Genomic DNA, 15,460 nt, shown 5'->3' on the forward strand with positions numbered 1-15,460 from the left:
ATAAAAAACAACCTTCGAAGGACGAGCGATGTTAACTTGTCTTATGGAAAAGCACAAATATTTTCCTTGTCGATAGACTCTTATACAATCTATTAAAAAAGCTGGTCCGTTTGGTTCAAAAAGAGTAAAATTATAAGAACGTACATTCTTGTATTGAGTGTGGATAGGAGGCGTATTATGAAGAATCAACGAAGGATAGTATTGTTTATTGCTCAAAGTTTGGATGGGTATATCGCAACAAAAGAAGACTCTTTAGATTGGTTATTTAAAGTTGAGGGTGAGGGGGATAATGGCTATACGGAATTTTATGAGACAGTAGACACTATCTTAATTGGGAAAAGAACATATGATTGGATAATGAACTACGAGAAAGGCCAATTCCCATATCAAAATAAAGATTGTTACGTTTTTTCTAGGTCATCATTATCCGATACCAATGATGTTAAATTTATAAATGAAGACATTGTTGCCTTTACTAAAAACTTGATAAAAGAAGAAGGAAAAAATATTTGGATTGTTGGTGGTGGCGACTTATTACATACATTTTTAAAAGGAAAATTAGTTGATGAACTAATTTTGACAATCGCTCCCACTATCCTTGGGGAGGGAATTCCTTTATTTAAAGTTGGCGACTATCAGCTAGATCTTAAACTAAAAGGAACTAGAACTTTCAATCAATTTGTTGAATTGCATTACATAGTAAAAAAATGAAACGAATACCCTTTAACATAGTGTTTTTCTTGAAGATTCACGATAAGCTGAAGACTACATGAGTGGAAATTATAGGACGATAGTTTGAAAGAGGGAATGGTATGTCGGAGGAAATCGTGTTAAAAAAAGCAGCAAATGCATTTGGACTTAATTTGAGTCTGCTTACACATGTTGGTGGCAATGTAAATAATGTGTATCAATACCCAGCAGAAAATGGGTTCCCTTCACGGATATTACGTTTGTCAAATCACAATTGGCGTAATGAAAAAGAAGCATTAGCTGAGCTGCACTTTATGAAATATCTATTTGAAAACGGTGTTTCTGTTCCTAAGATTTTCCCATCAAAAGCAGGAAAATTGGTTGAAAAGGTAACAGATGGTTTTCACGCCTCTGTGCTTAGCAAAGCTCCTGGTCGAATCCCTACTGAAGAAGACTGGAACGAGATAATGTTTCTTAATTGGGGACGCATAGTTGGACAGATGCACTTCCATACCCAATCCTATGTTCCTTTACAAGATGTTAAACGTCGTGATTGGAAAGAGGAATCTTGGATGGATTTGATGCGACACCTACCATATGAAGAGACAATTGCTCGGCAAAAAGCTAATGAGTTGTTAAACTGGTTAGAAACTCTTCCAAAAGATAGGAAAAACTATGGTCTTGTTCACTGTGACCTTCATGCACACAACATTTTCGTAACTAAAGACGGTGATATTACGGCATTTGATTTTGATGATTGCTGCTATCATTGGTTCGCTTATGACATCGCCATAATCCTTTACTCGGTCATCTTAAGATATAGCCGACAAGATAAAAAGGGTGATACTCTCGATGATAATGTAGCCTGGTTCCTCAACTGGTTTCTAAAAGGCTATCAAGAGATACGTACTTTCGAAAATTGGTGGCTAAAAGCAATGCCGAAATTATTAAGTTATCGTCGGTTACTCGATTATAACTTTTTGCACCAACGTTATGACTGGAATACAGTAGATGGCGAACGGAAGATGAGATGGTTACGTCTTAAAGAAGAAATTGAAGCGGATGAACCTTTGACAAATTATCCATTTTGATAGTCTTCATTTCAAAATAGATTAATTTGGGTTAAATTGTAGTAACTTACTTAAAATAGAATTTCTATTAAACTGACGAGAGTGGATAAATTCTTTTCCTAGTTGAATTATTAAATCCCGTTGTAAATTATTAACACACAGAAGAGCAGATGGTACCTGCTCTTTAGTTATTCAACAGCATTTCCTTTAGTGTTTGGGCATCTTTATTTTCTAATGTTCCTAAAGCATTTTTTTCTCTATCAAAAATCGTTGCTGATCCATCGCTCAGGTTAAACCATATAAAATATTCAAATAATCTTTCAGGCATATTTTTATCAAACGTGAAGAATAAAGTGGCTTTTACATCTTTTTTTCGAGCCATTTCAGCCTTTTCGTTCTTGTCCCAATCAATTTTCGCAAATACTTCTCTTAAGGTTTTAATCTTTTCTTCCTCTGCAATTATAATTTCATTGTCACTATTTTCACCTGTGAATATTTGAACATCAACTCTAGTTAGCTGGTTTAAATCAAGCACTTTAGGCGCTTCATTTGAGCAGCTAATAAGAGTCGTTAGGAGGATGGTAAGTAATGACAAGTTGATAATATTTATCTTCATACAAGCCCCCCTCCCCGATTATTTTATCACTCGTCTAATTTTATTTTCGACAATTACTCTTTAAACCCTTTTTAAAGTGCCCATCATATTTACTGATAAAGCTTATGTTAGTTATTGATATCTCATTATTTGTTAACATTTTTGATAAGGAAGCAGTTAGATACATGAGTCGTTTTTAAGAGAGGTTTTATTTACAAATGATGCCAAACTTATGTTAACTAGCAGGGAAAGAAGGGCAACAAAATTATCCACTGAAACTTTTTCAAGTTGTCTCCGTATTAAAGTAAAAATAAAATGGTTTGTTGGAGAGGAGAACAGCTATGTCTGAAAAAGGTTGTATTAAATGTGGAAGCAAAGATGCAGGAACAAAGGATGTTGCAATGACTGGAACAGGATTATCTAAAATGTTTGATATTCAGCATAATCAGTTTACGGTTGTATATTGTAAAAAATGTGGTTATTCCGAGTTCTATAATAAGCAATCATCTACCGGATCAAATATTCTGGATTTATTTTTCGGCTAATTTATAAAAAAATACGGGGCGTAGCACATACGCCCCATAATTCTATACTAAAAGTGGACCAGCTGCTTTAACTCTTACTAGGATTGCGTTTCCTGGTAGGTAAGCGAGCGGAAAGTCCTCTAATTGGATGATGTCAATTTTGTCCGGGTTTGCTCCTGCTTCAATCGCAGTTTGAATAGCTTCGGCCTTTGCTTCTTCTAAAATTTCTTGATGGCTGCGGTTTTCAAGAGTGTAAATCCTTTCTACCGTTCCACTAATATCACCAAGTGCAGCACCAATTGCATTTGCTACACTTGCATGTTCAGGGCGGATGACTCGACTAGCACCTTTTAATGTTTCAGGCATGAGAGCTGCCCCACCTCCAACTAAAACAACAGGAAGATCTTCTGCACTAGTTTTCATACGGTCAATCGCATTTTCAACCATGCTCACGAAATCAGGATAAATTTTATCGCATGGAATGTCAGCAACTTGTGAAACATCCGTGTTTTCAATCTCCATATAGCCTGCGCCAATCGCTACATCCGTTGTAGTTAATTCATTTCCTCCAAAAACAAGCGCTTTTTCAGTCAATTGATAACCGACACTTTCAGGTCCAATTTTCCACGAATCTCCTTCAAGATACACTCGAGTTCCGCCACCAAAACCGATAGAGTATATATCCGGCATCCTGTAGTTCGTTCTAACTCCACCTACTTCCACAGCTAATGAAGTTTGACGAGGGAAACTATTAGATAAGACACCTATATCCGTCGTTGTACCACCAATATCCACAACAATCGCGTTGGGCTCTTGGGATAAGTGTGCGGCACCTCTTATCGAATTGGTAGGACCGCAAGCGATTGTGAAAATAGGATACTTCTGTGCGAAGCTATTCGTCATTAATGTACCGTCGTTTTGTCCGAGATAAATGCTTGCATTGATTCCCTCATCGTTTAATGCACGTTCAAATCCTTGTGTTACATGGCTGATGGTTGACATTAAAGCAGCATTTAAAATTGTCGCATTTTCTCTTTCAATCAAGCCAATCGTACCAATTTCACTTGATAATGAAATGGGGATTCCAGGCAATTCTTTTTCTAAAAAGGCGGCAACTTCTTTCTCTTGATCTCCTAAAACGGGAGAAAATACACCGGAAATCGCAATGGAATCAACCTTTCCGCGAAATTGATCCGCAACCTGCTTCAATTCATCAAAGTTAAGCTGAGAAATCGGTGCACCGTTAAATTCATATCCTCCATGGACAAGCGCTGTCTCGGCTTCTAGTTTTTCAACTAAATCGTCTGGCCAGCCTAATAGTGGAGGCACAGTTGAACCAGAAGGTAAACAAATTCGAACAATCCCAACTTTGTTTAAAGCTTTTCTTTCCACGATTGCATTTGTACAATGGGTTGTTCCGAGCGTTGCAACCTTTATTTCACTAGCATTAATGTTTGTTGATTCTAAAAGTGTTTTGATCGTTTTTTGGATCCCAGTAAAAATATCTTTTGTTGTAGCAGTTTTGGAACTTCCGAGTACTTTATTTTCACTATTTAAAATGACGCCATCTGTATTCGTTCCACCTACATCTATTCCGAGTCTAATCATTTGGATGAATGCTCCTTTACTAACGTTTCTAGAGGAATATAATCGTATGGGTATTTGAAATAACGCGGTCCTGCTGTTTCGATCCCAATCGGGGTCCGCCATTTTTCATGTGCGGGGAAAGCGACGATGACCGCTCTTGCGCCATATTTTAATCCTTCCGTCGTAATCGGCATACCCGTTTCTTCATCCAATACGGCAATTAAATCCGGTGCCATCGCAATTGGTTTTCCGTCCACTTTTGCAAGAAGATGCTCGTTTTGGAAGAAAAGTGTACATGACTGATTTGCATTTTCATCAATACCTTCAAAATGGGCTTCACCGCGTGTAAAACCACCTTGGATGCCTCGCTCTATATGCATAGCTTTTCCTTTGAAAAGCTTGTATCCGCCAAGAATATCCAACATCTGAACGATAGGGTGAACAGCTGCTGTTCTTTGCTCTTTTAGTAGGGCACCGATTTGTCTAGCTAAGGATAAGGTTCCTGGGATGACACTTTTTTTCGCTTGTTTACCAGTAATCCCGTAATCACAAACGATGGAGGATCCCCCCATTGAAATTGTCACATTCCTAGCTAATTTTTCACTCCAGTATCCATCTGCCGGCTCAATCGTTACGGTATTTCCTTGTTCATCAGCAATTGTCACGAATTCAGGCTTCAATCCATCTAAATGAAAGGTAACCATTTGTGCTTCAGGAAAAGCTCGTCCCATCGCATCTCCGTCTAATATTGGAATTCTGTTCATCGCTGCAACTGCAACAGGAATAAGGGAATTAACTCCTCCAATTTCAATCGGCATGACAACATCTGTTTTTTTGCCGGAAACTTTTTCAAAAGCTTTCAAAGGAGCTGCCAATTGTTCAAATGAAGGAATTTTTTCAACTAAGACACTTGGTGAACCCATGCCTGATGCCGGAAGCACCCATTGCTCATCCATTAATTCGTCTACAGTAATAACTTGAACAGGACCGTATTTTTTAATGGCAGAAAGAGCCATCATTTTTCCGATATAAGGATCTCCGCCACCGCCAGTTCCAAGAACCGCTGCGCCTATGGCAATATTCTCAATATCTTCTTCATTTAACCATTTCATGTTAAATCGCTCCTTTTTGACCACTCTTTTTAAAAATAAGTAAGAAAATCGCCTGGAAAATAAATGCGATCACAAAACTGTCCAAGGATGGGATCGTCGTAAATGTGAAAAGCTCCAGTCCAATTGGGCGCTCAGTTGTAAACCAGCTAATTAATGTTCCAAGAGCCCAAGCGGCTAGTGGCAAGAATTTAAATGCTTTATCATTTAGCGTGTCAAAAAGCTTCGGCCCACCAATATAGTAATAAGCAGTATAAACTCCACCAATTGGAGCGATGAACAATGTCATGATGCTCAAGAAATTAATAAAATAATCATAAATACCAAGAACAGCTAGAAGCGTTCCAATTATTCCTGCAATTAAGGTAAGGACGGCTTTGTTCGTACGAGTAAAAATAACAGAAAGGCTTAGGCCTGATGAATAAGCATTACTTGTATTCGTTGTCCACTGTGCAAGAATAAGCACTAAAATTCCAGGAATCCCTAACCCAACCGTAATCATAATCGTCGTTAAACTGCTTTCGTCCATAATTCTTGATAAAATCATCGCTACAACAATCATGAAGCTATTTCCGAAGAAAAAGCCAAAGAAAGAAGCTAAAACAGCATCTTTTTTCGTTTTTGCCCATCTTGATACGTCTGGTGAAATGACGGCTCCTGTTACGAAAATACTAATAACGAGAGAAATCGCCATACCAAATGAAAAAACATTCTCCACAGGTGCTTTAAGTTCACTTAGACCAAATTTATTAATAGCTAAAATAACAGCTAAAATCACAAGAATTAACAATAAAGGTACTGACCAAGAACTTAGTTTCTCAATAGCACGATATCCAATGATAGCAGTTGTCATCATTAAGATGCCGCCAATTCCAGCAAGAAGAGGAATAGGAAGCTCTAAACCAAATGCTCCTTTTATAGCTGCGAATGCATTCTCGGCAAAGAATCCGGCTTGAACTCCAAACCAGCCTAATAACGAGATAGCGATAAATAATGAAACAAATTTTGCCCCAGAAACCCCAAATGTAAATCTCGATATCATCGATGTTGAAAGACCAGTAACGGCTCCTACATACGCACAAAATGCTGCAAGTACTCCCAATATGGCAGAGCCAATAATAACTGAAAGTAAGGCATCATTAAAATTCATTCCGTTTCCAAGCTCTGCTCCAAAGAGCATTGCAGATAAATCAATACCAACTGCAATCCAAACGAGACTTATGGATAACCATTTTTTTCTTTCACTCTCTGGTACTGCTTCTCTAGCGTAATCATTTTGCATTTTCATAGCCCCCTAATAATATCTCTAATATATGTGTAGCTTGTTCGATTTGCATCGATAATTCTGCATCATCATATAAATTGATTTCCCAAAAAACTCCGTCCAATAATAGGATGAATTTTCTTGTTAGGCTAACCGTTTCTTCATCCGATATTTCTGGATGGTCGCGTTTGATTAGGTGATGTAAAGAATCAATCATCCATGTATCGAATTTATTCATATGATCATGAAGGAACTTCTTAATTTCTGCAGGTGGAGAAGTGACAAGTGAAATATAGGCATTCGTTTCGTTCATATTGTTTTTATGGTACTCGACTGTTCCTCTCATCAATGTCGCAAAAATATCCAAGATTGGTTTCTCGTGGACTTCCTCCAGTATCGATTGCATACGTTTGAAATGGTCATCCAATAATTTTTGAAAAGCAGCGACGAATAAAGCTTCTTTATTTTTATAAAAAAAATAAATGGAGGCAGGTTTGATTCCAACCTCTTTCGCGATTTTTTGCATCGTCGCACCGTGATAGTTATGTAGCGAATACTGATGAATCGCCGCTTCCAAAATTTTGTCTTTAGTCAAAAAATTCACCACCTAATAATCATTAGGTAAATAATAAAGCATGTTTTTTCGCAAATCAAGTACATTTTTATTCACGGAAAAGTATATTTATAATCATATATATATTTCGTTCCTTATATCATCTGGTTGAATGCGCATACATACTGTATGATTTTGGTAGAAAAAGAGATGCGGGAGGTTCCGAAAGATGCACATAGTCATTGCAGGAGGAAGTGGTTTTGTCGGAAATGCACTGCAAGAACGACTTTTGAAGGACGGGCATGAAATAACAATCCTAACGAGAAATAGAGAAAAGATCACTGAGTCAAATCTTTTGCGAGCGGTAGAATGGTTGAATCCAAATAGCAAGCCGGAAAAACATCTAAAGAATGTCGATGCAATTGTAAACATAGCGGGTGAGTCGCTTAATGGCTTCAGATGGACAAAGGCTAAAAAGAAACGGATTGTTGAAAGCCGAATCCGCGCAACAAGAGAAATCGTAAGAATCATCGGTGCGCTGGACCAAATGCCAAAGGTGCTCGTTAATGGGTCAGCGGTTGGTTATTACGGCATGTCTGATGAAGATACATTTACAGAGGAATCTAAGACTCATGCAAATGATTTTTTAGCTTCGGTTGTTAGAAAGTGGGAAGAAGAAACTGCACAGGCAGAAAAGTTTGGTATTCGTACTGTTTATGCACGCTTGGGCGTTGTCCTTGGAAAAGGAGGAGCTCTTCCACTCATGGCACTTCCATATAAAATGGGATTTGGTGGTCGGGTTGGTTCAGGAAATCAATGGGTTCCTTGGGTTCATCAAGATGACGTAGCAGGATTATTTCTTTTTGCCATTGAAAACGAATCTATTTCTGGTCCTCTAAATGTTACGGCACCGAATCTTGTAAAAAATAATGAATTTAGTAAGATGATTGGTCGTGTTCTCCATCGTCCGCATTGGTTTCCGGTACCAAGTATTGCGATGAAAGTGATACTTGGAGAAATGAGTGAGATGCTTTTACGTGGACAGTGTGTAGTTCCGGAAAAAGCACTTCAGTTTGGATATACATATCAATATCCTAAATTGGAACTTGCTTTGGAAAATATTTTACGATAGTCCCTAACTCTGCTATACTAGTAACGAAAAATCATATGGAATGTGGGGGTACCGGTGTGGCCGGTTGAGAGTGCATCCTTTAGATGCTGACCCTTTGAACCTGCTCTGGCTCATACCAGCGAAGGGAACATGAATTCATTCATACATAATGAATGTTCTTTCAGATGTCCAGGTTCTAACTTGGGCATCTTTTTCGTTTTTGAGGTTCACTTTCCAGTAACGGAGGGAAAAAGTAGAATGAAAAAATGGTTGACTAGTTTGCTTGTTTTAATGTTGCTCTCGGGTTGTGGGGGCGCGAAAAAGGAAGACAGTGCCGGTTTGAAAAAGGTAACCGTTGTGTTGGATTGGACGCCGAACACGAACCATACAGGTTTATACGTGGCAAAGGAAAAAGGATATTTTAAAGATGAAGGCCTGGATGTCGACATTATCATGCCTGGAGAGGCTGGTGCCAATAATTTGGTTGCATCTGGAAAATCAGAATTTGGCATAAGCTATCAGGAAAGTATTACGGAAGCCCGCGTTCAGGATGTTCCAATTGTATCAATCGGAGCGATCATCCAGCATAATACATCTGGATTTGCTTCACCAGTTGAGAAGAAAATAAATTCCCCGAAAGATTTTGAAGGGAAGACATATGGTGGATGGGGTGCACCCGTTGAACAAGAAGTATTGGCATCGCTCATGAGTGTAGACAATGCTGATAGTAACAAGTTAGAAATAGTGAATATGGGGGATAATGACTTTTTCACTGCAGTTAAAAGAGATATTGATTTTGCATGGATTTATTATGCTTGGACTGGTGTTGAGGCTGAACTGCGCGGAGAAAAAATCAACATGATTTATTTGACGGATTACTCGGATAAACTGGATTATTATACACCGGTTATTTCTACGAATGAAAAAATGATAAAAAATGATCCTGATACTGTTAAAGCTTTTATGGCTGCTGTTTCAAAAGGTTATGATTTTGCAATCAATAATCCCGACGACGCAGCTGATATATTAATAAAGGCTGTTCCAGATCTTGACCCTGAGCTTGTGAAGAAAAGTCAAGAATGGCTAGCTGCAAAGTATCAGGATGATGCACCTCGTTGGGGAGAACAGAAACAAGAAGTCTGGAAAAATTATATGGATTGGATGCTTGAAAAGGGACTTCTTGAAAAAGAAATTGATGTAGAAAAAGCATTTACGAATGCATTTTTACCTAAATAATAGGAGGAAGTACAAATGGCAAACTCACTAATCAGCATACAAATCATCCCGAAAACAAAAAATGGAGAAAGTGTTATTCCATATGTAGATGAAGCAATCAAAGTGATTGATGAGTCAGGTGTGAAATACGAAGTTCATCCTCTTGAAACAACGATGGAAGGCGAATTGACGGAGTTAATGAAAATTATAGTGAAAATGAATGAGCGAATGATTGAAATGGGCAGCAGCAATGTCATTTCTCAAGTGAAAATTTTATATCAGCCATCCGGCATTACGATGAATCAGTTGACGGAGAAATACAGCTGATGAGAGTTTTTATGAAAGGATGGAGGCCAGCAGTGGTCCTCCTTTTTTTACTTTTTATTTGGGAAATGGTTGTTAAAATAGCTGATATCCCAGGTTGGCTAATGCCTGCACCTACGGCAATATTGAGAGAATTGATCACTGGATTCAATCGTTTTTCTGAGCATTTATTATCTACTATCGGACTTTCGATAGGAGGATTTATTATTGGGTGTTCAGTTGGGCTACTCGTTGCTATACTGTTGCACTTACTTCCTAAAGTTCAGGAAGCTGTTTATCCACTTTTAATTCTTTCGCAAAATGTGCCGATTATTGTATTGGCGCCTTTGCTTGTCATTTGGTTTGGCTTCGGCATTTTACCAAAAATCATCGTCATTACGCTCGTATGTTTTTTCCCTGTTACAATAGCAGCACTCGGTGGTTTTCGAAACACGCCACCTGAAATGAAACATTATTTGCTGATGGCAGGTGCTTCCAAAACACAAATGTTTACAAAATTGGAATGGCCGAATTCACTTCCTTCTTTATTTTCTGGCTTAAAAATATCCGCTACATACAGTGTGATGGGGGCGGTTATTTCAGAATGGCTTGGGGCTAAAAAAGGAATTGGTGTGTATATGACTTTAGCTTCGTCATCTTTTCGTACAGATCGTGTGTTTGTTGCTATTTTTATTATTATGATGTTGAGTTTGTTATTTTTTGGAGCCATATCCTTATGTGAAAAAAGGCTTGTCAAGTGGAGAAGGGAGGCGTGACATTATGGGAATCCTCGAGATTAATCACGTATCCAAGAGCTTTAACGGACGCAAAGTACTGGATGACATTAGCATAGAAGTACAAGAAGGCGAGTTTGTCACGATATTAGGTCCTTCTGGTAGTGGAAAAAGCACGTTATTTCACCTAATTGGCGGGTTGATCACTCCCGATGAAGGTTCGATTATGCTTGACGGGGGAAATATAACTGGAAAACGTGGGTCCATTAGCTATATGCCACAGCAACCAGCATTATTTCCTTGGAGAACGGTATTAGAAAATGTATTGCTGGGACAGGAATTACATGAAAAAAAAGACGTTGAAAAAGCGATAACGATGATTTCAAAAGCTGGATTAAGCGGTTATGAACATTCATTGCCAAGTGAATTATCTGGAGGAATGAAACAAAGGGTGGCGTTTATTAGAGCATTGTTAAGCCCCCAATCGCTTATTTGTTTAGATGAACCATTCTCTGCTTTAGACGATTTTACTCGACTTGAAATGCATCAATGGCTACTGTCCATTTGGGCAGATTTTAAACGGACTATTTTATTTGTAACACATAATATGGATGAAGCTTTGTTTCTTTCGGATCGTATCATCGTCTTATCAAGCAATCCAGCTAAGGTCATTCATGAGGTAAAAGTTCCCTTCGAACGTCCAAGAGAGAGTGAATTACTTTTAAAGAATGAATTTTTAGCGATTAAAAAAGAACTTTATCAGACAGTTGGGAGGGCATGAGTATGGAGAGGATTGTGGATGCGCATATTCATTTAGACCATTACTCTCAAGAAGAAATCGATTTAATTATGAAGGAATTAGACCAAATTCATTGTTCCAATCTGATATCTGTTTCTTTTGACTTGGAGTCTTGTAATAAAAACCTCCAATTGGCGAAGCAATTCCCTAAAGTGAAGCCAGCATTTGGCTTTCACCCTGAACAGGAAATACCTTCTTATCATGAGGTGGCTGAACTTTTAGACTGGATGTCTGAAAATCGAGATGAAATGGTGGCTGTTGGAGAAGTTGGTTTACCATATTATTTACGTAGTGAAAATCCACAGATTTCAATCGAACCATATATACATTTACTAGATGAATTCTTGAAATTTGCGAAGAAATGGGACAAGCCTGTTGTGCTCCATGCCGTGTATGACGATGCTCCGATTGTATGTGACCTTTTAGAAAAACATAATATAAAAGATACACATTTTCATTGGTTCAAAGGAGGTTCATCTACAATCGAACGCATGATGAAAAATGGCTACTTTATTTCAATTACCCCGGATGTTTTGTATGAAGAGGAAATCAAACAGCTTGTTCTAAAATATCCATTAGATCAAATGATGGTAGAAACAGATGGGCCGTGGCGGTTCGAAGGGAAATTTTCAGGTAAAATGACTCACCCAGCTATGATTCATGAATCAGTGAATATGATTGCAAAGCTTAAAAATGAAGACCCATCATTTGTGTATAAAAGATTATATGAAAATACGAAAAGTTTTTTTCGATTGTAAAATATCTTGCTTTTTAGAAAAAGAGTAAAACCTCTCTTTTTTGCTAAAATAAGTATGGCTATTAAAGAGAGAGGTGTAAAAAAAGATGAAAAGACAATCTCGATATATGAGAGTATGGGAATATGTTCAGATTATGTTTGGGGCAACACTCGTTGGTCTTTCATATAATATGTTTTTACTGCCATCTAAGCTTGCTGCTGGTGGTGTTTCTGGTGTTAGTACCCTCCTATTTGAAGTGTTTCGGTGGAACCCTGCACTTGTACAAATTAGTATCAATTTACCATTGTTTTTCATTGGTCTCCTTGTTTTAGGGAAAGATTTCAGTAGCAAGACATTGGTAGGTACCATTTTTGTTCCGCTCACTATTTGGCTTACACAAGGGATGGACCTGCATATTAAGGAACCAATGTTAGGTGCAATTTATGGTGGGATTGTCCTTGGAGTCGGCCTCGGGATCGTATATCGCGGAGGTGGTTCTACAGGGGGAACTGCGATGATTGCACAATTGTTAAAGAAATACACGGGTTTATCAAGTGGTTTTTCCCAGTTGCTCGTGGATGGGATCGTTGTAACCGCATCGGCATTTATCTTCAATCTGGAACTAGCTTTGTTTGCGATGATTTCCATTTACGTGACGAGCAAAGTCATCGATTTTGTTCAGCTGCAAACCTCACCTACAAAACTAGTGTTGATTATTACGGAGAATGAAGCAAAGATCCAACACATTATACGCGAAGAAATAGACCGTGGACTTACGAAAGTGAAATCCCTTGGTGGATACACGAACAGAGAAAGAACGATGATTTTTTGTGTAGTTGAGCAGTCGGAGGCAGTGTATTTGAAGAAGGTTCTTCAAGAACAGGAACCAACTTCCTTTGTTGTTTTTCTTAACGCTTCCGAAATACTTGGAAGAGGTTTTACAAAAGAAAAAGTGTTTGGCAGCGAAATCGAATCAGATCAGCATTAAATGTTTCATCCCCTTTTATTTAGGTAAATGAAAAGTAAAAGTGGAGTGATGATGATGAGTCACGAGCCAACCCAAAACAAAATAGACCGCGCCAAGACGTTGAAAGAACGAAATGATAAAGACAAAGCATTTAAAGATGATCCGGAAAAACAAGCGCAGCGAGATCAATTGCTCATGCCGATTGATGATATATCGGACGAGCTCGTTGAAGAACGAGAAAAAAACGAGAAGGATAAAAGAGGAAAGAATCCATAGGAAAGGACCCATAACGGGTCCTTTTGTCATCTACGATAATTTCCAAGCTGGAATTAATGAATGAAATTTGAAGAAATAACTCATGGCAACATGAATAACTGTGTAGATCGCAAGTATCGTTAAATATGTCAGAAACCAAATATGTAGTGGTTTTCCTAAAAAATAATATAGCATGAACATTCCAACTGGAAACGGTACGAGGACGATTAACCAAATAGGTGCTCGAAAAGCTTCCGTAATAGCGCCTAATGAAACGACTGAAGCTCCGATGAGAAGAGCTTGCCAGAAAGCTATTCCATTTTTAAGTAAGTGGCTCCCAAAAAAATAAGAGAGCGATGTTAATAGAATAGATAAAATAAAGCTAGCAGCATAATTCATTACTCTTTCCCTTTCTTGATCAATGTTCCTATGATAATATTCAAAATATAGCTTAAGAGAAAGGTATATATATTAAAAAATAAACTATTCGTATATTGATTAAACCAGCCAAAGCGGTAAATTCTTGATTCAGGCTCAGTAGGGGGCCCACCTAGGGCGATTACAAGTTCATTTTTATAATGAATAATAGCGAATAATAATAATCCGCAACAAAGTAGCGAAAAAAGTAAAATGAATCCCCTTTTCTTTATGTTAGCTTCTTTCAAAAGCTCCCTAGTCAACTTAAAGGTTAAAATATAACTTGCAAGAAAAAGAGGCGAAAATAAGATAATAATTAATATTCCCGGATTTCCATTTCCCGAAATAGATTCAGGCTTAAATGTAAAAATATGTTCCATAAGGTAAAATCCCAAAAATGAAAACAGAAGGGTTGTAAACCAAAAAATCCAATTCTTTTTCAACATACTCACCCTTTTCATTTTATTGCCCCCTTTTAAATACTACATTAACATAAATATCCATTCTTACTTTTGAATATATGAATTTGAGGAATGAAAAGATAAAATATAAAGGTTATTAATTCTTGTACATTGAACACTCCAATCGGACAGTAATCATGAAAAAGATCTGTACCTTGTCCGATTAAAGGCTACGTTCAGACAATAATCATGAAAAAGAAGTTTGTCAGGTTATATTAAATATAGAAATAGTTTTCAATGTCACGATGAAGTGCCCAATGTACCTTCAAACGTGAAAGAGAGGCGCTAAAGGTCACGATGGGGGGACTATCGCACCCTCACTATAAAAAAGCAAACTCAAATAATTCAAAGTTCAAGCTAGCCCAAAAATCCACATAAAATGCCGAATCCTAAAAATCACAAATGAAAATTAAAATAATATCTTGACATTCTTTTTTCTAACAGCTAAGATGATAAATAATTCAAACTTAATGAATATTTCAGGCATTGACGAAGAATAGTAACTGTTTTTTAGCACTAAAGAGAGCTGGTGGTAGGTGCAAACCAGTGTGCGGAAATAGTGAATGGACTTCTGAGCCTCCAAACCGAACCTTTTTAAAAAGCAAGTAGGCTTTGGCGCATGGGTCTTCGCGTTAGTAAGACAGGTAATAAGCATAACGCTTGTTGCTGATAAAGTGAGCTGATTTTTAGCTAATAAAGGTGGTACCACGGGTTCCTCGTCCTTTGGATGAGGGCCCTTTTTGTATTTTTTTCTAATAATGTAAATCGTTGATTAAGAGGAGTACACTTGGAACGTTGTAAAAGAGAGCCGGTGATGGTGGGAATCCGGTACAAACGACCTTGTGGAATGGGCTTAAGAGAGATTTCCTGAATTCAAAGTAGGGAAATCCGGTTTCCTCCGTTAACAGGATAAAGTATCGGACTGTTTTTAAAAGAAAGTGGGCAATCTGCCTCACTTCTCACATGTCCCGTACTTGATGAGATGAAGATGAAATCAATCTTCAATAGAGGTGGCACCGCGGACTAATCGCCCTCTGTAAACACAAAACCAACATGTGTTTGCAGAGGG

18 protein-coding genes, 1 riboswitch and 2 other annotated features are annotated in these 15,460 nt (G+C 37.9%); of the genes, 11 read left to right on the forward strand and 7 right to left on the reverse strand.

Annotated features, from left to right (window positions below; genetic code table 11):
• The first annotated feature begins 177 nt into the window (after positions 1 to 177).
• Entirely contained in the window at positions 178 to 711 is a 534-nt protein-coding gene (locus KHA93_RS21855) for a dihydrofolate reductase family protein (RefSeq protein ID WP_213112650.1), read from the forward strand.
• A gap of 101 nt (positions 712 to 812) precedes the next feature.
• Positions 813 to 1,781 (forward strand): phosphotransferase enzyme family protein, encoded by a 969-nt coding sequence (locus KHA93_RS21860; protein WP_213112651.1) that lies wholly within the window; start codon positions 813 to 815, stop codon positions 1,779 to 1,781.
• Between the two features lie 163 nt (positions 1,782 to 1,944).
• Here the strand turns inward: KHA93_RS21860 and KHA93_RS21865 are convergent, their stop codons facing one another.
• Complete coding sequence (locus tag KHA93_RS21865) at positions 1,945 to 2,376, reverse strand: hypothetical protein (RefSeq protein WP_213112652.1); 432 nt, start codon at positions 2,374 to 2,376, stop codon at positions 1,945 to 1,947.
• Positions 2,377 to 2,696: 320 nt separating this feature from the next.
• On the opposite strand from KHA93_RS21865, the gene KHA93_RS21870 reads away from it, so the two are divergent.
• A complete protein-coding gene (locus KHA93_RS21870; RefSeq protein WP_213112653.1) occupies positions 2,697 to 2,900 on the forward strand; it encodes a zinc ribbon domain-containing protein in 204 nt (67 codons plus the stop codon).
• Positions 2,901 to 2,942: 42 nt separating this feature from the next.
• Here KHA93_RS21870 and KHA93_RS21875 read toward each other — a convergent pair whose 3' ends face one another.
• The 4 genes from KHA93_RS21875 to KHA93_RS21890 are packed head-to-tail and all read right to left on the reverse strand — an operon-like array spanning position 2,943 to position 7,434.
• The gene (locus tag KHA93_RS21875) at positions 2,943 to 4,487 is read right to left on the reverse strand and encodes a hydantoinase/oxoprolinase N-terminal domain-containing protein (protein WP_213112654.1); all 1,545 of its coding nucleotides are present in this window, start codon (positions 4,485 to 4,487) and stop codon (positions 2,943 to 2,945) included.
• Positions 4,484 to 5,578 carry an S-methyl thiohydantoin desulfurase family protein gene (locus KHA93_RS21880; RefSeq protein ID WP_213112655.1) on the reverse strand — a complete coding sequence of 365 codons (1,095 nt, stop codon included), beginning with the start codon at positions 5,576 to 5,578 and terminating at the stop codon, positions 4,484 to 4,486. Before KHA93_RS21880 ends, KHA93_RS21875 begins: the two co-directional genes overlap by 4 nt.
• Position 5,579: 1 nt before the next feature.
• Entirely contained in the window at positions 5,580 to 6,857 is a 1,278-nt protein-coding gene (locus KHA93_RS21885) for a cytosine permease (protein WP_233711282.1), read from the reverse strand.
• Positions 6,847 to 7,434 (reverse strand): TetR/AcrR family transcriptional regulator, encoded by a 588-nt coding sequence (locus KHA93_RS21890; protein ID WP_213112657.1) that lies wholly within the window; start codon positions 7,432 to 7,434, stop codon positions 6,847 to 6,849. Before KHA93_RS21890 ends, KHA93_RS21885 begins: the two co-directional genes overlap by 11 nt.
• Positions 7,435 to 7,621: 187 nt before the next feature.
• Between KHA93_RS21890 and KHA93_RS21895 the strand changes: the two genes are divergently transcribed.
• From KHA93_RS21895 to KHA93_RS21930, 8 genes are all read left to right on the forward strand, one after another.
• On the forward strand, positions 7,622 to 8,524 hold the full coding sequence (locus KHA93_RS21895; RefSeq protein WP_213112658.1) for a TIGR01777 family oxidoreductase: 903 nt from the start codon (positions 7,622 to 7,624) through the stop codon (positions 8,522 to 8,524).
• 34 nt (positions 8,525 to 8,558) lie between these two features.
• Positions 8,559 to 8,668, forward strand: a riboswitch (TPP riboswitch).
• A 93-nt stretch (positions 8,669 to 8,761) separates the two neighbouring features.
• The gene (locus KHA93_RS21900) at positions 8,762 to 9,739 is read left to right on the forward strand and encodes an ABC transporter substrate-binding protein (RefSeq protein WP_213112659.1); all 978 of its coding nucleotides are present in this window, start codon (positions 8,762 to 8,764) and stop codon (positions 9,737 to 9,739) included.
• 15 nt (positions 9,740 to 9,754) lie between these two features.
• Complete coding sequence (locus tag KHA93_RS21905; RefSeq protein WP_213112660.1) at positions 9,755 to 10,045, forward strand: MTH1187 family thiamine-binding protein; 291 nt, start codon at positions 9,755 to 9,757, stop codon at positions 10,043 to 10,045.
• 11 nt (positions 10,046 to 10,056) lie between these two features.
• A complete protein-coding gene (locus tag KHA93_RS21910; protein WP_233711284.1) occupies positions 10,057 to 10,797 on the forward strand; it encodes an ABC transporter permease in 741 nt (246 codons plus the stop codon).
• Positions 10,798 to 10,801: 4 nt separating this feature from the next.
• Positions 10,802 to 11,536: an ABC transporter ATP-binding protein gene (locus tag KHA93_RS21915; RefSeq protein WP_213112662.1), complete on the forward strand. Its 735-nt coding sequence runs from the start codon at positions 10,802 to 10,804 to the stop codon at positions 11,534 to 11,536.
• Positions 11,537 to 11,538: 2 nt separating this feature from the next.
• Positions 11,539 to 12,312, forward strand: a complete 774-nt coding sequence (locus KHA93_RS21920; protein WP_213112663.1) for a TatD family hydrolase — start codon at positions 11,539 to 11,541, stop codon at positions 12,310 to 12,312.
• An 85-nt stretch (positions 12,313 to 12,397) separates the two neighbouring features.
• Complete coding sequence (locus KHA93_RS21925; RefSeq protein ID WP_213112664.1) at positions 12,398 to 13,279, forward strand: YitT family protein; 882 nt, start codon at positions 12,398 to 12,400, stop codon at positions 13,277 to 13,279.
• 27 nt (positions 13,280 to 13,306) lie between these two features.
• Complete coding sequence (locus KHA93_RS21930; RefSeq protein ID WP_233711286.1) at positions 13,307 to 13,534, forward strand: hypothetical protein; 228 nt, start codon at positions 13,307 to 13,309, stop codon at positions 13,532 to 13,534.
• A 30-nt stretch (positions 13,535 to 13,564) separates the two neighbouring features.
• Here the strand turns inward: KHA93_RS21930 and KHA93_RS21935 are convergent, their stop codons facing one another.
• Both KHA93_RS21935 and KHA93_RS21940 read right to left on the reverse strand, forming a co-directional pair.
• On the reverse strand, positions 13,565 to 13,912 hold the full coding sequence (locus KHA93_RS21935) for a hypothetical protein (RefSeq protein ID WP_213112665.1): 348 nt from the start codon (positions 13,910 to 13,912) through the stop codon (positions 13,565 to 13,567).
• On the reverse strand, positions 13,912 to 14,391 hold the full coding sequence (locus tag KHA93_RS21940) for a hypothetical protein (protein ID WP_233711288.1): 480 nt from the start codon (positions 14,389 to 14,391) through the stop codon (positions 13,912 to 13,914). Before KHA93_RS21940 ends, KHA93_RS21935 begins: the two co-directional genes overlap by 1 nt.
• Positions 14,392 to 14,868: 477 nt before the next feature.
• Positions 14,869 to 15,118: a binding site (T-box leader), on the forward strand.
• Positions 15,119 to 15,150: 32 nt separating this feature from the next.
• Positions 15,151 to 15,429: a binding site (T-box leader), on the forward strand.
• Positions 15,430 to 15,460 lie beyond the last annotated feature (31 nt).

It is taken from the genome of Lederbergia citrisecunda, from assembly GCF_018343695.1.
Taxonomy (GTDB): domain Bacteria; phylum Bacillota; class Bacilli; order Bacillales; family Bacillaceae_C; genus Lederbergia; species Lederbergia citrisecunda.